Origin of the sequence: Nocardioides ganghwensis, assembly GCF_014779655.1 — a bacterium.
In the GTDB taxonomy this organism is placed as follows: domain Bacteria; phylum Actinomycetota; class Actinomycetes; order Propionibacteriales; family Nocardioidaceae; genus Nocardioides; species Nocardioides ganghwensis.
The window spans coordinates 40,927-65,134 of sequence record NZ_JACXYX010000021.1 but is presented as its reverse complement, the minus strand read 5'-3'; the positions used below and the strand labels follow the sequence as shown (position 1 = coordinate 65,134).

The 24,208-nt window shown below is 71.7% G+C and carries 22 protein-coding genes and 1 pseudogene; 12 read left to right on the top strand and 11 right to left on the bottom strand.

Annotated elements, in window-relative coordinates; all coding sequences use genetic code 11:
* Window positions 1–130: 130 nt before the first annotated feature.
* The 3 genes and pseudogenes from IEZ24_RS21880 to IEZ24_RS21875 all read left to right on the top strand — a co-directional run.
* Window positions 131–271 (top strand): annotated as a pseudogene (locus IEZ24_RS21880) (IS3 family transposase); the annotation flags it as partial.
* Between the two features lie 54 nt (window positions 272–325).
* A complete protein-coding gene (locus IEZ24_RS19535; RefSeq protein WP_129456732.1) occupies window positions 326–613 on the top strand; it encodes a hypothetical protein in 288 nt (95 codons plus the stop codon).
* Window positions 614–911: 298 nt separating this feature from the next.
* Window positions 912–1,061: a hypothetical protein gene (locus tag IEZ24_RS21875; RefSeq protein ID WP_207206922.1), complete on the top strand. Its 150-nt coding sequence runs from the start codon at window positions 912–914 to the stop codon at window positions 1,059–1,061.
* 366 nt (window positions 1,062–1,427) lie between these two features.
* On the opposite strand, the gene catC is transcribed toward IEZ24_RS21875, so the two are convergent.
* From catC to IEZ24_RS19510, 4 genes are all read right to left on the bottom strand, one after another.
* A complete protein-coding gene (catC, locus tag IEZ24_RS19525; protein WP_129456731.1) occupies window positions 1,428–1,709 on the bottom strand; it encodes a muconolactone Delta-isomerase in 282 nt (93 codons plus the stop codon).
* A 4-nt stretch (window positions 1,710–1,713) separates the two neighbouring features.
* A complete protein-coding gene (gene catA, locus IEZ24_RS19520; RefSeq protein ID WP_129456730.1) occupies window positions 1,714–2,577 on the bottom strand; it encodes a catechol 1,2-dioxygenase in 864 nt (287 codons plus the stop codon).
* Window positions 2,578–2,638: 61 nt separating this feature from the next.
* On the bottom strand, window positions 2,639–3,739 hold the full coding sequence (locus IEZ24_RS19515; protein WP_129456729.1) for a mandelate racemase/muconate lactonizing enzyme family protein: 1,101 nt from the start codon (window positions 3,737–3,739) through the stop codon (window positions 2,639–2,641).
* Complete coding sequence (locus tag IEZ24_RS19510) at window positions 3,736–4,671, bottom strand: LysR substrate-binding domain-containing protein (RefSeq protein ID WP_129456728.1); 936 nt, start codon at window positions 4,669–4,671, stop codon at window positions 3,736–3,738. The genes IEZ24_RS19515 and IEZ24_RS19510 overlap by 4 nt, the downstream gene beginning before the upstream one ends.
* Window positions 4,672–4,900: 229 nt before the next feature.
* Here IEZ24_RS19510 and benA point away from each other — a divergent pair, with 229 nt between their 5' ends.
* The 5 genes from benA to IEZ24_RS19485 are packed head-to-tail and all read left to right on the top strand — an operon-like array spanning window position 4,901 to window position 13,588.
* Complete coding sequence (benA, locus tag IEZ24_RS19505) at window positions 4,901–6,268, top strand: benzoate 1,2-dioxygenase large subunit (RefSeq protein WP_129456727.1); 1,368 nt, start codon at window positions 4,901–4,903, stop codon at window positions 6,266–6,268.
* Entirely contained in the window at window positions 6,265–6,795 is a 531-nt protein-coding gene (gene benB, locus IEZ24_RS19500; RefSeq protein WP_129456726.1) for a benzoate 1,2-dioxygenase small subunit, read from the top strand. Before benA ends, benB begins: the two co-directional genes overlap by 4 nt.
* A gap of 42 nt (window positions 6,796–6,837) precedes the next feature.
* Entirely contained in the window at window positions 6,838–9,480 is a 2,643-nt protein-coding gene (gene benC / locus IEZ24_RS19495) for a benzoate 1,2-dioxygenase electron transfer component BenC (RefSeq protein WP_129456725.1), read from the top strand.
* Window positions 9,481–9,530: 50 nt separating this feature from the next.
* The gene (locus tag IEZ24_RS19490; RefSeq protein ID WP_129456724.1) at window positions 9,531–10,883 is read left to right on the top strand and encodes an MFS transporter; all 1,353 of its coding nucleotides are present in this window, start codon (window positions 9,531–9,533) and stop codon (window positions 10,881–10,883) included.
* Complete coding sequence (locus IEZ24_RS19485) at window positions 10,880–13,588, top strand: LuxR family transcriptional regulator (protein ID WP_207206921.1); 2,709 nt, start codon at window positions 10,880–10,882, stop codon at window positions 13,586–13,588. Before IEZ24_RS19490 ends, IEZ24_RS19485 begins: the two co-directional genes overlap by 4 nt.
* Window positions 13,589–13,601: 13 nt before the next feature.
* On the opposite strand, the gene IEZ24_RS19480 is transcribed toward IEZ24_RS19485, so the two are convergent.
* From IEZ24_RS19480 to IEZ24_RS19455, 6 genes are all read right to left on the bottom strand, one after another.
* On the bottom strand, window positions 13,602–14,966 hold the full coding sequence (locus tag IEZ24_RS19480; RefSeq protein ID WP_165356197.1) for an MFS transporter: 1,365 nt from the start codon (window positions 14,964–14,966) through the stop codon (window positions 13,602–13,604).
* A gap of 86 nt (window positions 14,967–15,052) precedes the next feature.
* The gene (locus tag IEZ24_RS19475) at window positions 15,053–15,598 is read right to left on the bottom strand and encodes a nuclear transport factor 2 family protein (protein WP_129456722.1); all 546 of its coding nucleotides are present in this window, start codon (window positions 15,596–15,598) and stop codon (window positions 15,053–15,055) included.
* Window position 15,599: 1 nt separating this feature from the next.
* Window positions 15,600–16,241, bottom strand: a complete 642-nt coding sequence (locus IEZ24_RS19470) for a 3-oxoacid CoA-transferase subunit B (protein WP_129456721.1) — start codon at window positions 16,239–16,241, stop codon at window positions 15,600–15,602.
* A complete protein-coding gene (locus IEZ24_RS19465; RefSeq protein WP_129456720.1) occupies window positions 16,238–17,053 on the bottom strand; it encodes a CoA transferase subunit A in 816 nt (271 codons plus the stop codon). The genes IEZ24_RS19470 and IEZ24_RS19465 overlap by 4 nt, the downstream gene beginning before the upstream one ends.
* Window positions 17,050–17,826, bottom strand: coding sequence for a 3-oxoadipate enol-lactonase (gene pcaD, locus IEZ24_RS19460; protein WP_129456719.1), 777 nt, complete (start codon window positions 17,824–17,826; stop codon window positions 17,050–17,052). Before pcaD ends, IEZ24_RS19465 begins: the two co-directional genes overlap by 4 nt.
* Window positions 17,823–19,040 carry an acetyl-CoA C-acetyltransferase gene (locus IEZ24_RS19455; RefSeq protein ID WP_129456718.1) on the bottom strand — a complete coding sequence of 406 codons (1,218 nt, stop codon included), beginning with the start codon at window positions 19,038–19,040 and terminating at the stop codon, window positions 17,823–17,825. Before IEZ24_RS19455 ends, pcaD begins: the two co-directional genes overlap by 4 nt.
* Window positions 19,041–19,117: 77 nt before the next feature.
* Between IEZ24_RS19455 and IEZ24_RS19450 the strand changes: the two genes are divergently transcribed.
* Complete coding sequence (locus IEZ24_RS19450; protein WP_129456717.1) at window positions 19,118–20,026, top strand: LysR substrate-binding domain-containing protein; 909 nt, start codon at window positions 19,118–19,120, stop codon at window positions 20,024–20,026.
* 50 nt (window positions 20,027–20,076) lie between these two features.
* Here IEZ24_RS19450 and IEZ24_RS19445 read toward each other — a convergent pair whose 3' ends face one another.
* The gene (locus IEZ24_RS19445) at window positions 20,077–20,688 is read right to left on the bottom strand and encodes a YceI family protein (protein ID WP_129456716.1); all 612 of its coding nucleotides are present in this window, start codon (window positions 20,686–20,688) and stop codon (window positions 20,077–20,079) included.
* 176 nt (window positions 20,689–20,864) lie between these two features.
* On the opposite strand from IEZ24_RS19445, the gene IEZ24_RS19440 reads away from it, so the two are divergent.
* From IEZ24_RS19440 to IEZ24_RS19430, 3 genes are read left to right on the top strand one after another with little or no spacing between them, the layout of a single operon-like run.
* Entirely contained in the window at window positions 20,865–22,223 is a 1,359-nt protein-coding gene (locus IEZ24_RS19440; protein ID WP_129456715.1) for an MBL fold metallo-hydrolase, read from the top strand.
* Window positions 22,220–23,533: an MFS transporter gene (locus tag IEZ24_RS19435; RefSeq protein WP_129456714.1), complete on the top strand. Its 1,314-nt coding sequence runs from the start codon at window positions 22,220–22,222 to the stop codon at window positions 23,531–23,533. Before IEZ24_RS19440 ends, IEZ24_RS19435 begins: the two co-directional genes overlap by 4 nt.
* Window positions 23,526–24,191 carry an ArsR/SmtB family transcription factor gene (locus IEZ24_RS19430; protein ID WP_129456713.1) on the top strand — a complete coding sequence of 222 codons (666 nt, stop codon included), beginning with the start codon at window positions 23,526–23,528 and terminating at the stop codon, window positions 24,189–24,191. Before IEZ24_RS19435 ends, IEZ24_RS19430 begins: the two co-directional genes overlap by 8 nt.
* Window positions 24,192–24,208: the final 17 nt, after the last annotated feature.

The window sequence follows — 24,208 nt, the reverse complement described above, 5'->3', positions numbered from 1 at the left end:
CATCCCGCCCGCCGAGTTCGAGGCGAACCACTGGGCCACCGGAGTCGTCACCGACTACGTTGAAACACCCGTCCCGACCGGGGCTGGTTCCAAGTAACCGAGCCTCCACGAAACCCGGGGCGATTCAAACACCCGAGAGGAGCTGCGGATCGCCATCGTCACGTGGATCGAGAAGACCTACCACCGTCGACGGAGGCAGGCTGCTCTCGGACGATTGACCCCGGTCGAATACGAGCTGATCATGACGACAACCGCCACCCAGGCGGCCTAACCAAAACTGTCACCCGTCCGTGCAGCAGTCCCGGACGTCGTCGGCCGGTTGTTCGTGCAGGAGCTGCTCGCGCAGACGATCACCGGCGAGCCGACGGCGCTGACGGTGGCGGATGCGATCGACATGGACGAGGCCGAGTCTGCGAACCTGATGGGATGGCTGGCAGGGGAGCGCCTGGTCTGCGAGGTCGACAACCCGGACGTGACCTACTGCGACCCGTACACAACCGGCCCGATCGGCGCGACGGCTCGTGGTCGGGCGTTCGCGGAGTCCGGGGTGGTGCCGGAGGGTCCGGCGATGGGGTGGCCGGACGCATGGGATCAGCTCAGCACGAGGTGGTAGCGCCGTTGCTCGGCAAGGGAGACGGAGCTCAGACCATTGCGACAGCGCACGCGGGAGGCACCCTGATTGTCGGATCGATTGTGTGAATTCGCGCCGGCGTGAACCTCCCAGATGGGGGCCGACCAGGTGCACGACCAGGGAAGTGAGCGTGGATGACCAGACCGAACAAGCCAAGGTGCGCGGGACCAAACAATGCCCCCGCTACAAATCCGAGAGGCCCTCACAGTCTGACTGTGAGGGCCTCTCGCATCTGCGCAATCATTCCGCGGCTTGCACCACTCCGCTCGAACCCGACGTCTTGGAGCACAAGTACTACGCCGAGGGCCTCGGGTTGGTACTCACCATCGACAAGGAGGCGGGTGGCCGCGAGGAGCTGCTGTCCGTCACCGAGATTCCTCTCGCCCGGGCGTGCCGCGCCGGGCAGGCAGCGCTCGGGCAGGACTACTGAACGAGCCGCTGGGATCGCGCCGTCCACGTGGTGGCGGGAGACGGAGCCGTCAAGTTCCCTGGCTGCTACGTGGGACGGACGCGAGATGCTCTTGTTCGGTCTCCCCTGGACCTCGAGCACCGCACGCCGCTGCTACCTGCGCTTCTACCTGCCGTCGTGTCAAACGGCTTAGTGCCTACTGCCGGGTCTGCTGCCCCGCGCCCGTACTGCTGAATGGGCTCGTTCGGAGGCGAGGGTCCTCACCGCGACGCGTGGTTCCCGCGTGCATCGGCAGACGTCTTGGCGACGTTCGCCGTGGACAACGGCGCCTCGGCATGCGCATCCAGAGCTGTCTTGGCGGTCAGGTCGGCCTGTCCCGTCCGTGGATCAGGCGTTGACGTCGCTGGGGTGCACGGCGAGGGGTGTCACCGTGATGTCCATGTAGGGGAAGAGCGGCAGGCCCGACAGCAGGTCGTGGAGGGCGTCGTTGGACTCCACGTCGAAGATCGAGACGTTGGCGTACTCACCGACGACCCGCCACAGGTGTGGCCAGCGACCGGAGTGCTGGACCTCCTGCGCGAATGCCTTCTCCCGCGTGACGAGGTCGGCCTTGACCTCGGGGTCCATGTCGTGGGGGATCCGGACGTCCATGCGAACGTGGTAGAGCATCTGGTCAGGCCTTCTCGGGGTCGAGGACGAAGTCGTAGGTGACGGTGGCGGTGCCGTCGTCGTGGTGCTGCGGGTCGAGGATCAGCTCCGGCTTGACCGCGGAGGCGATGTCGTCGTCGTTGTGCTCGTCGCCGGGGAAGTAGAGCTGCGCGGTCAGGAGCTCGTGGCCGGGTGCGGAGACCTTGACGTGCAGGTGCGCCGGGCGCCAGGCGTGCCACCCGGCGGCCTTGATGAGCTTGCCGCACGAGCCGTCGGTCGGGATCTGGTAGGGCGCAGGCTGGACGGTGTGGATCGCGAACGTGCCGTCCTCGCCGGTCGTGAAGGTGCCGCGGAGGTTCCACTCCGGGATGCCGGGTGCGAACTGGGAGTAGAAGCCGTCCGCGTCGGCGTGCCACAGCTCGACCTTGGCGCCCCCGAGGACCGAGCCGTCGGTGGAGGTGATCCTGCCGGACCAGGTCAGCGGTGTGCCGCCCTCGTCGTCGCGCATCGGGATGGTGCCCTCGGCACCCTGCTCGGGGGCGTTGGGCACGTAGTAGGGGCCCTCGATCGAGCCCTTGTTGCCCTCGCGGTGCTCGGTGTTGACCTCCTCCACGACGTGCTCCAGCCACACGTCGAGGAACAGCGGCCACTCACCGTCCTGGCCCACGTCGATCATCCAGGCCTTGAGGGCGTTGAACTCGTCGTAGGTCATCTTGTGCTTGCGGACCGTGGCGTGGATCGCCTCGAGGACCTCGCGGGCCATGGCGTCGACGCGCTCGGCCGGGACGTCCTTGACGGCGTCGTACGGCGACTTGTCGGCGTGGAACCGCTCGGTGGCGCTCGCGCCGGAGGCGGCCGCGGTGGCGGCCTCGTGGAGGGTGGTGCTCATGGGGGTTGCTCCTTGCGTGGGGTGGTGGATGATTGCTGAGTCGTCGGGAGGTCGGGTGTGTTCAGTCCTGGCGGAAGTGGGCGAGCTTGTCGGGATCGATGAGCGCCCCGAGGCCGGGGCCCGACCGGGCGACCAGCTCGCCCGCGTGGATCTCGAGCGGTTCGGCCAGCAGGTCGTCGGTCATGTCGAGGAAGTTGGACAGCTCGCCGGCGCGGCGGGAGGTCAGCTCGAAGGCGGAGCCGAAGGCGACCGAGCACAGGGAGCCGAGCTGCCCGTCGATCTGGTTGCCCATGACGAGCTCGATGCCCAGGCCTTCGGCGAGGTGGTGCACGCGACGGCTGGTCGTGAAGCCGGTGCGTGCGGTCTTGATGCTGGCCGCAGTCGCCGAGCCGCCGAGGATCTCGCGGGTGAGCTCGGCGGGCGTCACGACCGACTCGTCGGCGATGAAGGGGACGTCGAGCTGCGCCACCAGCCAGCGCCGCCCCAGGACGTCGTCAGCCGGGCACAGCTCCTCGGCGAAGGTGAGGCCGAGGTCGGCCATCTCCTTCATCGCCCGCGCGGACTCCGACGCCGACCACCCGCGGTTGCCGTCGACGTACAGCTCGACGGCGTCCCCCAGGCCCTCGCGCAGGGCCCGCACGACGGCGGTGTCGAGGGTGAACGGGTGGCGGCCGACCTTCACCTTGAAGGTGGTGATGCCGTAGGTGTCATGCATCCGTTCCGCCTCGGCGACCATTGCTGCGGGTTCGTCGAAGCCCAGCATGTGCGAGACGCGCATCCGGTCGGTGTAGCCGCCGAGCAGGTCGGTGACGCTGTAGCCGAGTGACTGACCGAGGGCGTCCCAGATCGCCATGTCGAGCGCCGACCTGGCGGTGGGGTTGCCGACAGTGCGCGACAGGCGGGCATGGATCTGCTCGCGCTCGACGACGTCGAGGCCGACGACCTCCGGGGCGAAGATCGAGTCGATCACCGCGACGATGCTGGCCTGCGTCTCCCCGTAGGTGAAGGGACGTGGCGGCGCCTCGGCCACGCCGACGACGCCGTCGTCGGTGGTGACCCGCACGAGCACGTGCTCGGCGACGTGGACCTCACCGCTGGCGAACCTCAGGGGCTTGCGGTAGGGGATGGCGAACGGGATCGCCTCGACCTGCGTGATCTTCATCGGACGGCCTCGTCGAGCTCGGGGGTGGAGCCGGCGTCGGTGTCGGCGGGGGAGAAGAGGCCTGCGGTCTCCAGCACCTCGAGGACCGCGAGGAGGGCGGGATCGTCGTCGCCGGTGCGCCAGGCGAGCGCGAGGTCGAGCGACTCGGCGTCGGGGACGTCGCGGAACACGACACCGGCGAGCGGAGCCGCGCGCACCGAGGCGGGGACGAGCGCGACGCCGAGATCGGCCGCGACGAGCGGCAGCATCACCGTGGTGCCGGGCGCGTGGTGCGCGACGGTCGGGGTGAAGCCCGCCTCGCGGCAGCTGCGCAGGACGGCGTCGTTGACGACCGAGCTGGCCCCGGCGAAGACGATGAAGTCCTCTGTGCGGAGGTCGACCATGGAGACGACCGGTTCGCTGGCCAGGCGGTGGTCGGCCGCCACCGCCAGCACGAGCGGTTCGCGGGCGATCGTACGCACCGTCAGCGCGTCGCCGGACGTGGGCGGCCGCAGCACTCCGAGGTCCAGGCTGCCTTCGGTCAGTCCGGCGACCTGGGCGGGCGTGAGCAGGTCGGCGTGGATCTCCAGCGCGAGGCCCGGCAGCTCACGCTTGACGGCCCGTGCGATCCTCGGCAGCTGGGTGTGGGCGGCGGTGCCCGTGAAGGCGATCCGCAGCAGGCCCTGCCGGCCCTCGGCGATCCGGCGGACGCCGCGGACGCTGTCGTCGATCGCGGCCAGGATCCGGGCCGCCTCGTCACGCAGGAACTCCCCGGCCGGGGTGAGGTTGACCTGACGCGTCGTGCGGACGAACAGAGGGGTGCCGAGCTCGGCCTCCAGCTGTCGCACGGCCTGGGACAGCGCGGGCTGCGCGAGGTGCAACCGCTCGGCCGCGCGGCCGAAGTGCCGGGTCTCGGCGACTGCGGCGAAGTAGCGCAGGTGGCGCAGCTCCATGGGTCCTCCGTCCGGTTCGCGTTGAGTGGTGACGACGCTCACGTCGTCAGCGATTGATTCACGGTAGGTCTGAAGATTCATCGATGACAAGGACTTGTTTCCCGCTGATTGATAGGCCCCCGTGATCAAAGGATGCCTAGGTCAGGCCTAGGCATTCGACTCGTGTGACGACCGACACGTCGTGGAACGGTCGGAGGCCTCATCCACCTCGGACCTGTTGGAGGACCCCATGACCGAGACGCTCTCCCACGTGGAGTCGGTGCTCGCCGACGCGGTGGTCGACGACCGCGACGCCGGCGTCTACCGCGCCAACCGCCGGATCTTCACCGACGAAGAGGTGTTCGAGCTGGAGATGAAACACATCTTCGAGGGCAACTGGATCTACCTCGCACACGAGAGCCAGGTGCCGGAGAAGGGCGACTACTTCACGACCTACATGGGTCGCCAGCCGGTGGTGATCACCCGCGGCCAGGACGGTGAGCTCAACCTGCTCATCAACGCCTGCGCGCACCGCGGAGCGATGATCTGCCGCCGCAAGACCGACAACCGCACGACGCTGACCTGCCCCTTCCACGGCTGGACGTTCCGCAACGACGGCACGCTGCTCAAGGTCAAGGACCCCGAAGGGGCGGGCTATCCCGCGACGTTCGACGTCGACGGCTCCCACAACATGACCCGCGTGGCGAGGTTCGACAGCTACCGGGGCTTCCTGTTCGGCTCGCTCAACCCCGACGTGTCCACCCTTGAGGACCACCTCGGCGACTCCACCAAGGTCATCGACATGCTCGTCGACCAGTCGCCGGACGGGTTGGAGGTGCTGCGCGGCTCGTCGACCTACACCTATGACGGCAACTGGAAGGTGCAGGCCGAGAACGGCGCTGACGGCTACCACGTCACCGCGACCCACTGGAACTACGCGGCCACCACCTCGCGCCGCAACACCGGCGACTCGGCCAACACCACCAAGACGCTCGACGCCGGCAGCTGGGGGAAGTCGGGAGGTGGCTACTGGTCCTACCCCAACGGGCACCTGTGCCTGTGGACCTGGGCGGGAAACCCCGAGGACCGCCCCCTGTGGGACCGCCTCGACGAGCTCAAGGAGAAGTTCGGCGACGCCAAGGGCGAGTTCATGGTCAAGGGCAGCCGCAACCTCTGCCTCTACCCCAACGTCTACGTGATGGACCAGTTCTCCACCCAGATCCGCCACTTCCGGCCGATCTCGCCGGACCAGACCGAGGTCACGATCTACTGCATCGCCCCCAAGGGCGAGTCGGCAGAGTCCCGCGCCTGGCGGATCCGCCAGTACGAGGACTTCTTCAACGCCTCTGGCATGGCGACGCCGGACGACCTCGAGGAGTTCCGGTCGTGCCAGCTGACCTTCCAGGCCACCGCCGCGCCGTGGAACGACATGAGCCGCGGCGCCGAGCACTGGTTGAGCGGCCCCGACGAGGTGGCCCTCGCGCTGGAGATGCCGGGCGTGATCTCGGCCGGGGTGAAGAACGAGGACGAGGGGCTCTACCCCGTCCAGCACGGCTACTGGCTCGACACGATGCGGGCCGCGCTGGCGCGCGAGAACGGCACGGAGGTCCAGGCATGAGCGCCACCAGCACGACGAGCCCCGTGGCGGGCAGCACGCTGATCACCCAGAACGACCTCGAGCAGTTCCTCTACCGCGAGGCGCGCCACCTCGACGACCGCGAGTTCGAGAAGTGGCTCGAGTGCTACGCCGACGACTGCGAGTACTGGATGCCGGCGTGGACCGACGACGACGAGCTGGTCCAGGACCCGCAGACCGAGATCTCGCTCATCTACTACCCCAACAAGGGCGGTCTGGAGGACCGCGTCTTCCGGATCCGCACCGAGCGCTCAAGCGCCACGTCGATCCCCGAGCCGCGGACCAGCCACAACATCAGCAACGTCGAGGTGATCGAGCGTCGCGGTGACGTCGTGGACGTGCGCTTCAACTGGCACACCATGTACTTCCGCTACAAGACGATCGACCCCTACTACGGGACCTCCTTCTACACGATCGACTTCTCGGGCGAGAGCCCGCTCATCCGGCGCAAGACCGTGGTGCTGAAGAACGACTACATCCACCACGTCGTCGACGTCTACCACTTCTGAGACCCGTACCCACAGCCCCCGAGCCCCGGATCCGGAGCAGCCATGAGCACCCACCAGGTCGCCCTCGCCTTCGAGGACGGAGTCACCCGCTTCATCACCTGCGCGGACGACCAGACCGTCGCGGACGCGTCCTACCGCGCCCGCATCAACATCCCGCTGGACTGCCGCGACGGCGCCTGCGGCACGTGCAAGGCGACGTGCGAGTCGGGGGAGTACGACGGCGGCACCTACATCGACGACGCCCTGACCCCCGACGAGGCGGCCGCCGGCATGGTGCTGCCGTGCAGCATGAAGCCCCGCTCGGACCTCGTGCTCCAGATCGCCAGCACCTCGGCGGTCGCGAAGACCCGCGCGGCGACGTACAAGGCGAGGATCAGCCGCATCGAGCGGCTCTCCCCGACCACGATGGCGTTCGCCCTCGAGACCGACGAGCGCGAGCACCTGGCGTTCCTCCCGGGCCAGTACGTCAACATCGAGGTCCCGGGCACGGGGGAGAGCCGGTCCTACTCCTTCAGCACCGCGACCGACGATCCGTCGCTGGGCTTCCTGGTGAAGCTCACGCCGGGCGGGGTGATGTCGACGTGGCTGGCCGAGCAGGCGTCAGTCGGCGACGAGGTCAGCTTCACCGGACCCAACGGGAGCTTCTTCCTCCGCGAGGCGGCGCGCCCGCTCCTCCTCATCGCCGGGGGCACCGGGCTCGCGCCGATCCTGTCGATCCTGCGCACCCTGCGCGAGAGCGGCAGCACGCGCCCGGCGCACCTGGTCTACGGCGTCAGCACCGACGACGACCTGGTCGAGCTCGCCGAGCTCGAGGAGCTCGCCACCGCGATCCCCGGCCTCACGTGGGACCACTGCGTCTCCGATCCGGACACCACCGCTGCCCGCCAGGGCTACGTCATGGGCCTCATCCGGCCCGAGCACCTGTACGGGGGCGACGTCGCGGTCTACCTCTGCGGACCCCCGCCGATGGTCGAGGCGGTGCGCGCGCACTTCGCCGAGCAGGGCGTGGAGCCGACCGGCTTCTACTACGAGAAGTTCGCCCTGTCGGGACCTGCGCCCGCCGGCGCGGATGGCGGTTCGGGAGCCACGTCGGCACCCGCCCCGGAGGCCACTGAGGCACCGGTCGAGATCGTGTCGGAGCCCGACACGCCCGCCGCCGGTGCGCCGCCCACGGTCCACCTCGTCCCAGAGGCGGCGGGGGCACCCCTCGAGGAGGGGGCGGGACGTGCCGGACGCACCGTCGCCGGCCAGGAGCTGTTCCCGGTCCGCGAGCTGGTCGGCCTGGGCGGCGGCGTCTCCGCCGATCCCGTCGCCGTCGCCGCGACCGCGCGCACCCTCGCCGGTCGCCAGGTCTTCCCGTCCCGCGACGTCGCCGCACTGGTCCAGCCGAGAGCGGCCGTCCCGAGCGAGGACGGCTACGAGATCGGCGAGGAGCACCCGTCGGTGCACGCCTCGGACGCGATCTTCGAGGCCCGGATGGCGCTCGAGCTCGGGGCGCTCGACCTGGTGCTCGGCCGGATCAGCTCGCGCCAGGTCGCCGGCTACCGGCTGCTCGCCGAGGCCTGCGTCCCCTACGTCGACGGTGACCGCTTCGTCGACGCGGCGGCATACACCGAGACCAATGCTGCTTTCCACGACTACCTGTTCACCCTCACCGGCAACGAGCACCTCCTGCGTGCCTACCAGGCGCTCGGCGTGAAGGGCCGGATGGAGGACGTGCTGCGTACCGCCACCTGGTGCCACCCCCGATGCGCCCAGGACCACCTCGACATCGTCGAGGCGGTCGAGCGCGGTGACCGCACGGCGGCCCGCGAGCTCGTCACCGCGCACGCCGACCGCTCGAAGACCACGATGCGCCGAGCGATGGACCACGACAGGACCGCCGAGCGGCCGCGCTTCACGACCCCCGGCCGGTTCGCCGGCAAGGTCGTCGTGGTGACCGGCGCGGCCCAGGGGATCGGCGAGGCGGTCGCCCGGCGGATCAGCGCGGAGAACGGGCAGCTGATGCTCGCCGACCGCTCCGACCTCGTCCACCAGCTGGCCGACGAGCTGGCCGCCAGCGGCCAGGGCGCGCTTGCGGTCGTCGCGGACCTGGAGGCGTACGCCGGCGCGGCCAGGGTCGTCGAGCATGCCGTGGCCCGCTTCGGTCGGATCGACGTGCTCATCAACAACGTCGGCGGGGCGATCAACTTCAAGCCGTTCACCGAGTTCACCGAGGCCGAGATCGAGGCCGAGGTCCAGCGGTCCCTGATGACGACGTTGTTCGCCTGCCGCGCCGCCCTGCCGGAGATGGTGCGGTGCGGGTCCGGCGTGATCGTCAACGTGTCCTCGGCGGCCACCCGCGGCATCCACCGCATCCCCTACTCCGCGGCCAAGGGCGGGGTCAACGCCATCACCGCCTCGCTCGCCCTCGAGTACGCCGACGACGGGATCCGCGTGGTCGCCACCGCGCCCGGCGGGACAGAGGCCCCGCCCCGCAAGATCTCGCGCGGCACGCCGGTGCCCCAGGACGACCTGGAGCAGCAATGGTTCCAGGCCCACATCGACCAGACGCTGTCGCACTCGCTGATGCACCGCTACGGCTCCCTCGACGAGCAGGCGGCAGCGATCACCTTCCTCGCCAGCGAGGAAGCCTCCTACATCACCGGAACGGTCCTCCCCGTGGCCGGCGGTGACCTGGGCTGACGTCCCCGTCAGCCCGCACCATCCCCACCTCACCACCTCGGAGCACAGCCATGCCCGAACACCTGTCCCCGACGACCCCTGACCAGGACGCACGTCGACGCCGCAGCGTCGCCTGGGTCGTCTTCCTCTCCGCCGCCGCGCTGGTCTTCGACGGCTACGACCTCGTCGTCTACGGCACGGTCGTCCCCGTGCTGCTCGCCGACCCCGCCCACCTCGGCACGGTCACCCCGGCCCAGGCGGGGACGCTCGGCAGCTACGCCCTGGTCGGCGTGCTCGTGGGTGCCCTGGCCGCCGGCGCCGTCGGGGACCTGATCGGTCGTCGCCGGGTCATGCTGGTGAACCTGGCGTGGTTCTCCATCGGCATGGGGATCACCGCCACGACGCAGTCCGTCGCGACGTTCGGCCTGTTCCGCTTCTTCACCGGCATCGGAGTCGGTGCGCTCGTCGCCACGGTCGGCGCGCTGGTGGCCGAGTTCGCGCCGCCCGGCAAGCGCAACCGCTACAACGCGATCGTCTACAGCGGGGTCCCTGCCGGCGGCGTGCTCGCCGCGCTGACCGCCATCGCGCTGGGCGACGTCATCGGCTGGCGCGGGCTGTTCTGGATCGGCGCGCTGCCGATCGTGCTGCTCCTCCCGCTCGCCATCCGCTTCCTCCCCGAGTCGCCGAAGTGGCTCGTGTCGCGCGGCCGGTTCGCCGACGCGGAGGCCGTGTGCGCCCGCACCGGCATTCCGGTGCCCGCACCCGAGCCGGTCGTCGAGGACAAGGTCGGCTTCCCCGCACTCGCCAGCCGCCGCTTCGCCTTCCCCACCGCGCTGCTCGGCCTGATGAGCTTCGCCGGGCTGCTCCTGACCTACGGCCTCAACACCTGGCTGCCGCAGATCATGGGGGAGCAGGGATACGGCAAGAACTACTCGCTGACCTTCCTGCTCGTCCTCAACCTGGCCGCGATCGGCGGCGGCCTCGCGGCGTCGTACGTCGCGGACCGTGTCGGTGCCAAGCGCGTGGTCGCTGCCACCTTCGTGCTCGCGGCGCTGGCCCTCGCGGCGCTGCCGCTGTCGATGCCGGCCGCGGTGCTGTTCCTCGCCGTCGGGCTGGCAGGCATCGGCACGATCGGCACCCAGGTGCTGATCTACGGGTTGGTCTCCAACTACTACCCGACCAACGCCCGCGCGGCCGGGGTCGCCTGGTGCGCGGGCTTCGGCCGGCTCGGCGGGATCGTCGGCCCGATCGTCGGTGGTGTGCTCGTCGGGGCAGGCGTGGGCGGCTCGACCGCCTTCCAGCTCTTCGCCGCGATCTCCCTCGCCGGTGCGGTTGTCGCGCTCGCGGTGCCGCGCCCTGCCCACGCCGAGGTGCGTCGCGCCGAGCACGTGCCGAGCGAGGTCGGGTCTACCGTGTCTGCGTGACCGAAGCTGACGCCGCCGCCGTGCTGGTGGCGCGCGACGACCAGCTCGCCGACCTGCGGCAACGCCTGCTGCGGGTCGGCGAGCTCGGCCCTGCCATGGTCCTGGTGACCGGCCCCGGCGGCACAGGCTCCAGCGCCCTCGTACGCCGGTTCGCCGCGGAGCACGTGGCCGCCGGTCGTCCTTGCCTGAAGGCCCGCGGCGTCCCGTGGGAGCAGGACGTCGAGCAGGGCGTGCTCGCCCAGCTGCTGGGCGCCGCGCCGTCCGCGCCGGACGTGATGGGGGCGGCGGACCGGATCGCCGCAGAGGTCGTGGGCACGACGGGCGAGGGTCCTGTGCTCGTCGTCGTCGACGACGCGGCCCACGCCGACCCGGCGTCGTTGACGGCGCTCTGGAGCGTCGTACGCCACCACCCCGAGGCCCGGATGCTGGTGGTGCTCGCGGCGTCGAGCCCCGTCACCGGGGCAGCCGCCGCCGTGCTCGATCGCGTGGAGGACCGCATCGTCCTGCCGCCGCTGGAGCCGGGAGACGTGCAGCAGCTGGCTGCCCGCGCGGGCGTCGCCCTGCATCCCACCCTGGCCGACCGGTTGTGTCGCTTCACCGCCGGACGCCCCGGCCCGGTGCTGGCGCTGCTGGCGGAGCAGCCGGCCGAGCTCTGGGCCGACTTCGAGCCCGTCCTCCCGGCTCCGGCCGCGGTGGCCGCCGAGGTCCACGGCCGGCTGGCCGGATCGAGCGACTCCGGCCGAGCCCTGGCAGAGGCCGTCGCGGTGCTCGGCCGGGCACCCCTCGCCCTGGCGGCGTCGCTGGCCGAGGTCGGCGACCCCCTCGCGCCGGTCGACGAGCTCCTCGGGACCGGACTGGTCAGGTGGGTCGAGCACCTCGGGCTGGCGCTCGTGGAGCCCGCCGACGCGATGGTCGCCGCGGCCGTGCTCGGCTCGCTGAGCCAGGTCAGACGTGCCGACCTGCACCGGCGTTCTGCGGCACTGGTCGCGGACCCGGTGGCCCGCCTCAGGCACCTCGTCGCCGCCAGCCCCCTGCCGGACCCGGTCCTGGCCGATGAGCTCGACGCCCTCGCCGTCGCCCGTGCAGGCACGGGGGAGTGGGCTGCCGTGGCGCAGCTGCTCGCCAGTGCTGCCCGGATGACCCCCGACACCCTGCTGCGGGAGGAGCGGCTCGCGCGGGCGTTCGACGCGCTGGTCGGGTCCGGCGACACGCTCGGTGCGGCGGCCGCCGTCGCGGAGGTCGAAAGCCTCCGCGAGACCCCGCTGCGCAACGCCGCCCTCGGCTACCTCGCGATCGTGCGGGGGCGCCCGGCCGAGGCCGAGAACCGGCTCGGGCGCGCGTGGGACCTCGTCCACCCCGACCGGGACCCCGAGGTCGCTGCCCTGGTCTGCCACCGCTGGGTGCTGCACAGCCTGGCCCGCTGCCGGGGCGAGGACCTGGTCGGGTGGGCGGACCGCGCGATCGCGCTGGCCGCACGCGGATCACCCGCCGCCGTCGAGACGGCCGCGATCCGGGGCCTCGGGGTGGCCGGCACGGGTCGCGGCGCGCAGGCACTGGCGCAGTACGCCGCCCTGGCCGAGGAGGTCGGTCACGGTGCCCAGGCCCAGCGGGTGGCGATGGGCCGCGGCTGGACGGCCCTCTCGCTCGACGAGGTCGACGTGGCCCGGGAGAACCTGTCGTCGGCCACCTCCACCGACTTCCTCGGCGGGTCGACGCGGATCTCGCTGTGGGCGCACGCGTGGCTCGCCCGAGCCCACTTCGTGAGCGGGGAGTGGGACGACGCGCTGCGCGCGGCCGACCAGGGAGAGCTGCTGGCCGAGCGCACGGGGATGCGGCTGATCGAGCCGCTGCTTGCCTGGACCCGCGCCCAGGTCCATGCGCTGCGAGGGGACTGGCCGCTCGCCGACCGCGCCGTGCGCGACGCCGACGTCGGGCCGCGGGACTACGAGATCATGCGCGTCGCCGGTGCGCTGGCCCGCGCGAGCGTGGCCGAGGCGCGGGCCGACTACGCCGCCGTGCTGCGCGCGCTCGACCCGCTCCGCCAGCCGTGGGCAGGCGGCAGCGTCGACGAACCCGGCGCGTGGCCGTGGCCGGACGTCTACGCCAACGCGCTCGCGGTCGAGGGCCGCTACGACGACGCCGACGCCTTCCTGCGCCCGCACGAGGAGCTGGCGGACGTTCGCGGCCACCGGTCCGCCCAGGTCCGGCTCGGCTATGCCCGCGGTCGCCTGCTCGGCGGCACCGGCGACCTCGCGGCAGCGCGTGCGGCCTTCCAGCGCTCGGCCGACCTGCTCGAGGACCTGCCGCTGCCCTACGACCGGGCCCGGGTGCACTTCGCCTGGGGACAGACGCCCCGACGGGCAGGGAAGCGCCGCGAGGCCGACCCGCTGCTCCGGACGGCGCGCGACCTCTACGCCGGCCTGGGCGCCACGACGTACGTCGATCGCTGCGACCGTGAGCTGCGGGCGGGCGGTGTCCATGCCGGTCGCCCCGTCCCGGCAGGGCGAGACGTCGCGGCGCTGACGCCCCAGGAGGAGCTGGTGGCCGACCTCGTCTCACGAGGCATGACCAACCGCGAGGTGGGGACCGAGCTCTTCGTCTCGACCAAGACGGTGCAGTACCACCTGACCCGCATATATGCGAAGCTCGGCATCCGGTCCAGAGGGGAGCTGGCGGCACAGCGCGCCCCCGGCTCCGGCCCCTGACCCGATTCCTGGCTCAGTCCACGGCCGGCCCCGACACCGGCTCCGAGAGGCTGCTGCGGTAGGTCTCCGGCGCCAGGAAGGCCGCCACGAGGGTGATGCCGGCGAGCACCACGACGTAGATCCCGACGGGCCACGACGCGCCGTTGGCCGAGGCCGCGAGGCTGACCGCGATGAGCGGGGCGAAGCCGCCGAAGATGATGGCAGCGAACTCGCGGCTCACCGCCGCGCCGCTGTAGCGGCTGGCGGTGGTGAAGAGCTCGGAGAGCACCACGCCCTGCACGCCGAACATGATGCCGACGCTGCCGCCCTGGGCCAGGGCGAGGGCGAGCATGGCGAGGAGGGGGCGGCCGGAGTCGACGAGCGCGAAGAACGGGAACGCGAACGCGGCGGCGTACAGCGCACCCGCCATGAGCACCGGACGTCGTCCGAAGCGGTCGGAGGCGATGCCGGCGAGTGGGGCGGTGATCATCACGACGAGGCCGGCGACGAGCAGGCCGGCGGTGCCGGTGACGCGGTCATACCCGTGCTCGGCCATGTAGGAAAGGGCGAAGACCTGGTAGAGGTGGCTGAACGACAGCGGAGCGGCGACCAGGCCCATCACGAGCACCATGCTGCGCCATTGAGTGCGCACCAGGGTCAGCAGCGGGGCCTTGGCCGGCGGAGCGTCCTCGGTGACCTCCTCGAACGCGGGCGTCTCCTCGAGACGCAGCCGGATCCAGAGGCCGAGGAAGATGAGCAGCAGGCTCGCCAGGAACGGCAGCCGCCAGCCCCACGACGCGAACTGCGCGTCGGTGGTGAGGGACGTCGTCAGCAGCAGGGCGGCGGACGACAGCACGAGGCCGAGGTAGACGCCGGCGGCGGAGAACGAGCCGAACAGCCCGCGCCGCCCGGGCGGGGCGTACTCCACGGCGTAGACGGACGCACCGCTGTACTCCGCGCCCGAACCCATGCCCTGCAGCAGGCGGAGGACCACGAGCAGCAGGGGGGCGGCCATGCCGATCATCGCGTGGGAGGGGATGAGCGCCATCGCGGTCGTGGAGAGGCCCATGAGCATGAGCGTCGCGATGAGTGCGGGGCGCCGCCCGTGCTTGTCGCCGATGTGGCCGAAGACCATGGCGCCGATCGGCCGGGCGACGAAGCCCACGCCGAAGGTCGCCAGCGACAGCAGCAGAGAGGTCGACTCAGAGGCGCTCGGGAAGAACACCTGGCCGAAGACCAGGGCTGCGGCCGCGCCGTAGAGGAAGTAGTCGTACCACTCGAGGGCCGAGCCGAGCAGCACCGCGGTGCAGACCCGGGTCAGCGTACGGCGGTCGGTGCCTGGCCCGGCGGGCGGTGCCGGCGGCGGGGGTGAGGCGGGCGTGGAGAGGGTGTGGGACATCGAGGTCTCCGGTGGGTGATGGCTGCGCGGGAGCGCGCAGCAGCTGGACCCGGTACGTCGTCGTGCCGGGCGGGGCCGATCGGTGGTCAGGCGCCGGCGGTGAGCCGGTCGAGGGTGCGTACGTCGGCTGCGGCGCGGGCGGGTGCCCATCCGTAGCGACCTGGAGCCCAGCCCTCGTCCTCCGGCACCCAGAAGAAGAACGTCACGCGACGCTCGTCGAAGCGCCACCGTCCGTCGTCACCGCGGACCATCCGGTCCGTGTAGCGACCGGCGGCGATGTGGGCGCGACCGTCGACGACGCACGGCTGGTCGAGCCACGTCTGCCCGGTCGCGGCGTGGGCGGGTGTGCCCACGAGGTCGATCGTCTCGTTGGAGGAGAAGTGCCACCAGGCGGACAGCGGGCCGTCCTGGAGGTCGGCGAAGAAGGTGCGCAGCTGGTCGTGGCCGCGCGCGGAGGAGAGGCCGACGAACGCGCCGTCGGGCGTGAAGAGGTCGACCAGGTCGTCCCACCGGCCGTCGTCGAGCGCCTGGCAGTAGTGGGCGCGGAGCTGGCCGATGGCGTGGAGGTCCTCGAGGCGGCGGACCCGGGCGGCGAGGTCGTCAGTCCCGGTGGCGGGGTCGAGGACGTCCATGTCAGACCCCGACCGGGAGCCGGACCGGGGCGCCGGTGCGCTCCACGACCTCCTCGAGGGTGACCCCGGGCGCGAGCTCGACGAGCTCGAAGCCGTCACCGGCGACGTCGAGGACAGCGAGGTCGGTGATGACCCGGTCCACCGCGCGGCGGCCGGTGAGCGGCAGGTCGCACGCTGCGACCAGCTTGTGCGCGCCGCTGCGGGCGACGTGCTCCATGAGCACGATGACGCGGCGGGCGCCGCTGACGAGGTCCATCGCGCCGCCCATGCCCTTGACCATCGAGCCGGGGACCATCCAGTTGGCGAGGTCGCCGGTCATCGAGACCTGCATCCCGCCGAGCACGGCGGTGTCGATGTGGCTCCCACGGATCATTGCGAAGCTGAGCGAGGAGTCGAAGAACGAGGCGCCGGGCAGCACGGTCACGGTCTGCTTGCCGGCGTTGATCAGGTCGGGGTCGACCTCGTCCTCGTAGGGGTAGGGCCCCACGCCGAGGATGCCGTTCTCGGCGTGCAGGGTCACCGTCGAGTCCGCCGGCAGGTGGGCCGGGATCATCGTCGGCAGGCCGATGCCGAGGTTGACGTACTCGCCGTCGCGCATCTCCAGCGCCGCACGCGCCGCCATCTCGTCACGTGTCCAGCTCATGCTGAGGCCTCCTCGGCTGGTCGGGGGCGCGGTCGGGTGGTGAGCTTCTCGATGTCCTTCTCGTGCGCCTGCGCGGGTGTCAGCTCAACGATGCGCTGGACGAAGACGCCGGGCAGGTGGACGTCGTCGGGGTCGATCGCGCCGATCTCCACGACCTCCTCCGCCTCGACGATCGTCAGGCGCCCGGCCATCGCCGCCGGGATGTTGAAGTTGCGCGCCGAGGCGTGGAAGACGCAGTTGCCGGCGCGGTCGACCCTGGCGGCGCGCACCAGCGCGACGTCGGTGACGATCGACTCCTCCAGGACCATGTCCACGCCGTGGAAGGTGCGCACCTCCTTGGGCTCCGAGGCCAGCGCGACGGTGCCGTCGGGGTGGTAGCGCCACGGCAGCCCGCCCTCGGAGACCATCGTGCCGACCCCGGTGGGCGTGAAGAACGCGCCGATCCCGGCGCCGCCGGCGCGCAGGCGCTCGGCGAGCGTGCCCTGCGGGGTGAGCTCCACGGTCAGCTCCCCGGCGAGGTACTGCCGGCCGAACTCCTTGTTCTCGCCGACGTAGGACGCGATGACGCGGCTGATCCTGCGGGCCTCGAGCAGCAGGCCCAGGCCCGCGCCGTCCACACCGCAGTTGTTGGACACGACGGTGAGGTCGTCTGCCCCTTGGTCGAGCAGGGCGCTGATCAGCGTCCAGGGGATGCCGACGAGGCCGAAGCCGCCTACCGCCAGGCTCGACCCGGGGGCGATGTCGGCCACCGCGTGCTCGGCGCCGGGGACGACCTTGTCGATACCTCGCTCGTCGCGCAGTCCGGTGCTCATGACGATCCGCCCGTGAGGTGCTCGATGATCGCGGGGGTGATGGCCTGCGGCTGCTCGGCGTTGGCGAGGTGCGCGGACTCCGGCACCACGAGGAGCCGTCCGTCCTGCAGGCGGTCGGCGATCGCCTCGAGGTGCGGGGGAGGGGTCGCGGGGTCGTCGGCGCCGGCGATCGCGAGCGTCGGCGCGGCGATGCGGGGGAGGTCGTCGCGCAGGTCCATCGTGGCGATGACCTCGCAGCACGACGCGTAGCCCTCGGCCGGCGTGGCGGCGATGATCGCCTCGCTGGCGGCCCTGGTGTCCGGGTTGGCCTCGAGGTAGGGCGCCGTGAACCACCGTTGGACGACGGCCTCGGCGACCGCCGCGGAGCCGCGCTCGCGTACCGTCGCGGCCCGGTCGTGCCACGCGCTCGCCGGCTCGAGCCTGGCGCCCGTGCAGAGGACGACGAGACGGTCGACGCGCTCGGGGTTGCGGGCGGCGAGGCGCATGCCGGTCATGCCGCCCAGCGAGAGGCCGACGAAATGGGCCTTCTGGACGTCGAGGGAGTCGAGAAGCGCGACGACGTCGTCGGCGAGGTCGTCGATGTCGTAGGGGCCCGGCGGCACGGGGGAGCCGCCGTGGCCGCGGGTGTCGTAGCGGACGACACGGAAGTGCTCGGCGAGCGCGTCGGCCTGGGCGTCCCACATGGACGTCGTGGAGCCCAGCGAGTTGGACAGCACGACGACCGGGGCATCCTCGGGGCCGGTGACGACGTGGTGAACCTCGACGGCGCTCATGACGCGACCCTCTCGAAGACGGCGGCGAGACCCTGGCCGCCGCCGATGCACATGGTCTCGAGCCCGTAGCGGGACTCACGGCGGTGCATCTCGTACGCCATGGTGGCGAGGATGCGGGCCCCGGTGGCTCCGACCGGATGGCCGAGCGAGATGCCCGAGCCGTTCGGGTTGAGTCGCTCGTCGGTCGGGTCGACCTTCCACTCGCGCAGGCACGCGAGCACCTGCGCGGCGAACGCCTCGTTGAGCTCGATCAGGTCGATCTCGTCGAGGGTGAGCCCGGCGCGGTCGAGCGCGGCGGCGGTCGCCGGGACCGGACCGATGCCCATCACCTCGGGCCCGACCCCGGCCACGGCCCATGACCTGAGGGCCAGCAGGGGGCGCAGGCCGCGGCGCTCGGCCTCCGCGCGGGTGGTGACCACGCACATGGCCGCACCGTCGTTCTGGCCGCTGGCGTTGCCGGCGGTGACGGTGGAAGCGGGGTCGACCTCCTCGCGCACCGGCTTCAGCGCCGCGAGCTGTTCGAGGGTGGTGTCGGGCCTGGGGTGCTCGTCGCGCTCGACGACCACGTCGGGCCTGCCGCGACGGCCCGGGACGGAGACAGGCACCAGCTCGTCCGCGAACCTGCCGGCCTCGTGGGCGGCACCGGCGCGCTGCTGGGAACGGACGGCGAACTCGTCCTGCTCCTCGCGGGAGATGTCGTACTCGCGGCGCAGGTTCTCCGCCGTCTCCAGCATGCCGCCCGGGACGGGGTGGTCCTTGCCGCCGGCTGTCTCGCGTGCCCGCACCAGGCGGTCCATCAGCTCCACCCCGCCGCCGCGGACCCCGGTGCGCAGGCCCAGCGCGTAGTGCTCGACGTTGGACATCGACTCGGCTCCGCCGGCGACGATGACGCTGCCGGCGCCACTGGCGATCTGGGCCGCGGCGTAGAGGACCGCCTGCAGGCCGGAGCCGCAGCGGCGGTCGAGCTGGAGGCCGGGGACGTCCGTGCCGAGGCCGGCGTCGAGGGCGGCGATGCGGCCGATGGCTGGGTTCTCGCCGCTTGGATAGCAGTTGCCGAGGATCACGTCGTCGACGTCGCCCTCCTCCAGGCCCGTGCGACGGACGAGCTCGGCGAGGGTGGTCGAGGCGAGGTCGACGGCGGACAGCGACGCGAAGGCGCCGCCGTAGCGACCCACCGGGGTGCGCACCGGCTCACAGATGACGATGTCAGGCATGCAACGACGGTAGGTGCCGAGAGCCATATCGGGAAGTATTCATTTACGCCAGATCGATATCGTGCGAGTCTTGATCGATGGAGCTTCGCCACCTGCGCTACTTCCGGGCCGTCGCCGAGGAGAAGCACTTCGGCCGCGCCGCGCACAAGCTGCACATGGCGCAGCCGCCGTTGTCGCAGCAGATCAAGCAGCTCGAGGACGAGCTCGGAGTCGCGCTGCTGCACCGCACCACGCGTCGTGTGGACCTGACGCCTGCCGGTGAGGCCTACCTCGCCCGAGTCCGGGCGATCCTCCAGTCGGTCGATGCCGCCGGTGACGAGGCCGTCCGGATCGGGAACGGGCTCGAGGGTCGCCTCGTCCTCGGGTGCGTCGGATCGGCGACCTACTCCCTGCTGCCCGCCCTGGCCCGGTCCCTGCGCGAGCAGCTGCCGGCTGTGGACCTCGCCTTCCGCGGCGAGATGCTGAGCCCCGAGCAGCTCGGTGCGCTCCGCGACGGGTCGATCGACCTCGCCCTGCTCCGTCCCTTCGCGGACCTCGCCCAGAGCACCGACGTCTCCGTGACCGCGCTGCGGGAGGAGAAGTACGTCGTCGCCCTGCCGGAAGGACACCGGCTGGCGCGCCGCAGCCGGGTGCGAGTGGCCGACCTGCGTGGGGAGGACCTCATCGTGCACTCGGGGCACGGCCGCTCCGCGATGTACGACGCGGTCACGACGATGTGCCGCGATGCCGGCTTCGAGCCGTCGATCCGGCACGAGGTCGCGGAGACCTCCACCCTCGTCACCTTCGTCGCGGCGGCGCTCGGCGTGGCCGTCGTGCCGGAGCCGGTCTCCGCCCTCGTTGTCGCGGGCACCGTCTACCGGCCGCTGGCGTCGCGTGCCCGGATGGCGCTTGTCGTCGCCACGCGCGCCGACGACGAGTCGGCCCTGCTCGTCCGCACGCTGCGGATCCTCGAGGAGAGCGTCGCGCGAGAGTCCTCGACATGCTGATGGCCCCGGGCTCCCTGACGGGAACCCGGGGGCGGTGTCGACGGCGTACGTCAGGCGTTCTTGATCGCGGAGATGTCGAGCTCGAGCTTGATCTTCTCGGAGACGAGGACGCCGCCGGTCTCGAGCGCCGCGTTCCAGGTCAGGTCCCAGTCCTTGCGATTGATCGTGGTCGCGCCCTCGAAGCCGACGCGGGTGTTGCCGAACGGGTCGACGGCGGTGCCGGTCTCCTCGAAGGGGATCGTGACCGACTTGGTGACGCCCTTGATGGTGAGGTCGCCGGTGATGGTCCACTCGGTGCCGTCGCGCTCGACCGAGGTCGAGACGAAGGTGAGCTCGGGGTGGTTCTCGACGTCGAAGAAGTCGCCCGAGGTGAGGTGGCCGTCGCGGTCGGCGGTGCCGGTGGCGATGCTGGCGGCGCGGATGGTCAGGGCCACGGTCGAGACGGCCGGGTTCTCGGCGTCGACGTGCGCGGCGCCGTCGAAGTCGCCGAACTGGCCACGGACGGTGGTCACCATCGCGTGGCGGGCGGAGAAGCCGAGACGGCTGTGGCTGGCGTCGATGGTGTAGTCACCGGTGAGGACCGACCCGGGGGTTGCCTCGGCGACGGCGACGGTGGGCGCGACGGCGGACGGGTTCTTGGGCTTGCGGCGGAAGATCGGCATGGGGTTCTCCAAGATGGGGGATTTGGTTGATGTTTCAACTACGTCAATGCTCGAGGCTGGCGATTCATTCCCTCTCGGCAGTGATCTGGCTCACCACCTTGTGAAGTCATTCCACAATTCCGTGGAATGACGTAGGGTCCAAAGGCATCCCGTTCGACGTGGTGCCGGAGGTGGTCATGGGCGACGTACGCGTCATCCCGCTCGTGGACGAGGGGTTGGGCAACTCCGCCTACCTGCTCGACCTGGACGACGGTCGCGCGCTGGCGGTGGATGCCAGTCGCGACCTCCGCGCCCTGCGCGACGCCTCGCAGCGTCATGGGTTGACGGTGGCCTACGCCGCGGACACCCACCTGCACGCGGACTTCCTGACGGGTGCGCTGCAGCTCGCACGTACGGACGGGGCGCAGGTGCTGGCCTCGGCGTCGGGGAACCGGGAGTACCGGCACACCGGTCTGGCCGACGGCGACGAGGTCGACCTCGGTGGCCTGCGCCTGCGCGCCCTGGCGACTCCCGGGCACACGCACGAGCACCTGGCCTACGAGCTGCTCGACGGCTCCCGGACGATCGGAGTGTTCACGGGCGGTTCGCTGATCGTCGGCTCCGCGGCCCGGACGGACCTGGTGTCGCCGGACCGCACCGAGGAGCTGGCTCGCGCCCAGTACCGGTCCCTGCAGCGGCTGGCGAGGCTCGACGACGACGTCGCGGTGTGGCCCACCCACGGTGCCGGCTCCTTCTGCTCTGCGCCGCCGGGCGCGGAGCGTACGTCGACGATCGGCACCGAACGGGCCACCAACGCCCTGCTCCGGGCCGGGTCCGAGGACGCCTTCGTGGCGGAGCTCCTCGGCTCGCTGGGCACCTTCCCGCCGTACTTCCTGCGCCTGGGGGAGATCAACCGCCGTGGCCCTGCCGCGGTCGAGGGGGACAACCTCCGCGCGCTGACGGCGGACGAGGTGGCCAGCCTCGTCGCGGCGGGGGCGCAGGTCGTCGACGTACGCCCGCTGGCGGACTTCGGCGCCGGCCACGTGCCCGGGTCGGTGTCGATCCCGCTGCGGCCCGTGTTCGCCACGTGGCTGGGCTGGCTCGTCGACGACGACCGGCCGATCGTGGTCGTCCGGAACCCGGACCAGGACCCGGGCGAGATCGTCTGGCAGGCCCGCAAGGTCGGCTACGACCAGCTCGCCGGTGAGCTCGACGGCGCCCTGGCGGCCTGGACGGCTGCCGGCCGGCCGACAGGTTCGATCCCGGTGAGGGACCCGGACGCCCTCGACGGCGCGCGTGTCCTCGACATCCGGCAGCGCGGCGAGTTCGAGGCAGGCCACGTGCCCGGCGCGGACAACATCGAGCTCGGCGACCTGGTCTCCCGCGCCGCCGACCTGCCGGACGAGCCGCTGGTGGTGATGTGCGGGCACGGCGAGCGCGCCATGGGCGCGGCCAGCCTGCTCGCGAGGTCCGGGCACCAGCACGTCACCGTCCTCGACGGCGGACCCCGGGAGTGGGCCGCCGCGGGCGGCGGACCCCTGGAGACCAGCCGGTGAGCGCCGGCACCCGACCCGCCGGCGCCGGGCGCCGGATCGAGCTGGGGCTGCGCCACAACGCCGCGCAGTTCACGCTGCTGGTCGTCGTCAACGCCCTCGTCGGCGGCATGCTCGGCCAGGAGCGGACCGTGCTCCCGCTGCTCGGCCAGGAGGAGTTCGGCATCACCGCCTACACCGCCGGGCTGAGCTTCATCCTGGCCTTCGGCATCGCCAAGGCCGCCACCAACTACTTCGCCGGCACCTGGTCGGACCGCTTCGGGCGCAAGCCGGTCCTGGTCGCCGGGTGGCTCGTCGCGGTGCCGGTGCCCTTCATGCTCATCTGGGCGCCGTCGTGGACCTGGATCATCGTCGCCAACGTGCTGCTGGGCATCAGCCAGGGCCTGACCTGGTCCACCACCGTGGTGATGAAGATCGACCTCGTGGGACCCGCGCGGCGAGGCCTGGCGATGGGCCTGAACGAGGCCGCGGGGTACGCCGCGGTCGCGGGCACCGCGCTGGCCACCGGCTACGTCGCGGAGTCGTACGGCCTCCGTCCCGAGCCGTTCTTCCTCGGCATCGCGTTCGCCGCCCTCGGCCTCGGCCTGTCGACCCTGGGCGTCCGGGAGACCCGCGACCACGCCCGGCTGGAGGCCACCGGGCACGTCACGCGCGCGGACGGCAGGCACGACCACCTCCACGGCGACCTGACCGACGGCCAGGTGTTCGTGCAGACCAGCTTCAAGGAGCCCGCGCTGTCCTCGGCCAGCCAGGCCGGCCTGGTCAACAACCTCAACGACGGCCTTGCCTGGGGCCTGTTCCCGATCCTCTTCGCCGGCGCGGGACTCTCGGTCGGCAGGATCGGCATCCTCGCCGCCCTCTACCCGGCCGTGTGGGGCGTGGGGCAGCTCGTCACCGGAGCGCTGTCCGACCGGTGGGGCCGGAAGTGGCTCATCGCCTCGGGCATGTGCCTCCAGGCCCTCGCGCTCGGGCTGATCGCGCTCGCCGGGTCGTTCACCCTCTGGGCAGTCGCGGCCGCGCTCCTCGGCGCCGGCACGGCGATGGTCTATCCCACGCTGCTCGCCTCCATCGGCGACGTCGCGCACCCGGCCTGGCGTGCCCGCGCGGTCGGTGTCTACCGGCTCTGGCGCGACGGCGGCTTCGCCGTCGGGGCGCTGCTGGCGGGCCTCGTCGCGGACGCCCTCGGCGTCGCCGCCGCCGTGTGGACCGTCGCCGCGCTCACCGCCGTGTCGGGGCTCGTCGTCGCGGTGCGCATGTACGAGACCCACCACCGCCCGGACGCGCCGACCACGGAGGAGATGACGAATGGGTGACCGGACCCGGAAGGACGCGTTGTTCGCCGAGTTCGCCGCCGTGGGGAAGGTCCTCGGCAACCCCGGGCGACTCGAGCTGCTCGACCTGCTCAGCCAGGGCCCCCGCAGTGTCGAGAGCCTCGCCGAGGCCGCCGGCCTCGGCATGAGCACCTGCTCTGCGCACCTGCAGACGTTGCGGGAGGCGGGCCTCGTGGAGTCCCGCCGCGACGGCAAACGGGTCTACTACTCGCTGGCCGGGAACGACGTCGCGGGGCTCTGGGACCACCTGCGCCGGGTCGCGCAGAGCCACCGCCCCCACACCGAGCTGGCGCGGCGCGCCTACCTGGGACCCGAGGACACAGCGGCCGTCGACACCGACGAGCTGCTGCGCCGACTCGTCAGCGGTGACGTCGTCATCCTCGACGTACGGCCCGGGACCGAGTTCGCCGCCGGCCATCTCCCCGGGGCGATCAACGTCCCCCTCGAGGAGCTGGCCGGGCGGATCGGGGAGCTGCCCCGCGACCACGAGATCGTCGCCTACTGCCGCGGGCGCTACTGCGTCCTGGCGCACGACGCCGTACGCCTGCTCACCGCCGAGGGGCTCGACGCCAGCCGGGCCGCTGACGGTGTCCTCGAGTGGCGCATCGCCGGCGTACGCATCGAGACCGGCGCAGCCTGACCTCGACCGGCGGCGTA

Excerpts from the sequence above, each read along its gene's own strand:
- IEZ24_RS19430 (WP_129456713.1), top strand. The coding sequence starts at position 23,526 with ATGGGTGACCGGACCCGGAAGGACGCGTTGTTCGCCGAGTTCGCCGCC.
- IEZ24_RS19455 (WP_129456718.1), bottom strand. The coding sequence starts at position 19,040 with ATGCCTGACATCGTCATCTGTGAGCCGGTGCGCACCCCGGTGGGTCGC.
- benC (WP_129456725.1), top strand. The coding sequence starts at position 6,838 with ATGAGCACCCACCAGGTCGCCCTCGCCTTCGAGGACGGAGTCACCCGC.
- IEZ24_RS19440 (WP_129456715.1), top strand. The coding sequence starts at position 20,865 with ATGGGCGACGTACGCGTCATCCCGCTCGTGGACGAGGGGTTGGGCAAC.
- pcaD (WP_129456719.1), bottom strand. The coding sequence starts at position 17,826 with ATGAGCGCCGTCGAGGTTCACCACGTCGTCACCGGCCCCGAGGATGCC.
- catC (WP_129456731.1), bottom strand. The coding sequence starts at position 1,709 with ATGCTCTACCACGTTCGCATGGACGTCCGGATCCCCCACGACATGGAC.
- benB (WP_129456726.1), top strand. The coding sequence starts at position 6,265 with ATGAGCGCCACCAGCACGACGAGCCCCGTGGCGGGCAGCACGCTGATC.
- IEZ24_RS19465 (WP_129456720.1), bottom strand. The coding sequence starts at position 17,053 with ATGAGCACCGGACTGCGCGACGAGCGAGGTATCGACAAGGTCGTCCCC.
- IEZ24_RS19450 (WP_129456717.1), top strand. The coding sequence starts at position 19,118 with ATGGAGCTTCGCCACCTGCGCTACTTCCGGGCCGTCGCCGAGGAGAAG.
- IEZ24_RS19470 (WP_129456721.1), bottom strand. The coding sequence starts at position 16,241 with ATGAGCTGGACACGTGACGAGATGGCGGCGCGTGCGGCGCTGGAGATG.
- IEZ24_RS19515 (WP_129456729.1), bottom strand. The coding sequence starts at position 3,739 with ATGAAGATCACGCAGGTCGAGGCGATCCCGTTCGCCATCCCCTACCGC.
- IEZ24_RS19480 (WP_165356197.1), bottom strand. The coding sequence starts at position 14,966 with ATGTCCCACACCCTCTCCACGCCCGCCTCACCCCCGCCGCCGGCACCG.
- IEZ24_RS19445 (WP_129456716.1), bottom strand. The coding sequence starts at position 20,688 with ATGCCGATCTTCCGCCGCAAGCCCAAGAACCCGTCCGCCGTCGCGCCC.
- IEZ24_RS19510 (WP_129456728.1), bottom strand. The coding sequence starts at position 4,671 with ATGGAGCTGCGCCACCTGCGCTACTTCGCCGCAGTCGCCGAGACCCGG.
- catA (WP_129456730.1), bottom strand. The coding sequence starts at position 2,577 with ATGAGCACCACCCTCCACGAGGCCGCCACCGCGGCCGCCTCCGGCGCG.
- IEZ24_RS19475 (WP_129456722.1), bottom strand. The coding sequence starts at position 15,598 with ATGGACGTCCTCGACCCCGCCACCGGGACTGACGACCTCGCCGCCCGG.
- benA (WP_129456727.1), top strand. The coding sequence starts at position 4,901 with ATGACCGAGACGCTCTCCCACGTGGAGTCGGTGCTCGCCGACGCGGTG.
- IEZ24_RS19490 (WP_129456724.1), top strand. The coding sequence starts at position 9,531 with ATGCCCGAACACCTGTCCCCGACGACCCCTGACCAGGACGCACGTCGA.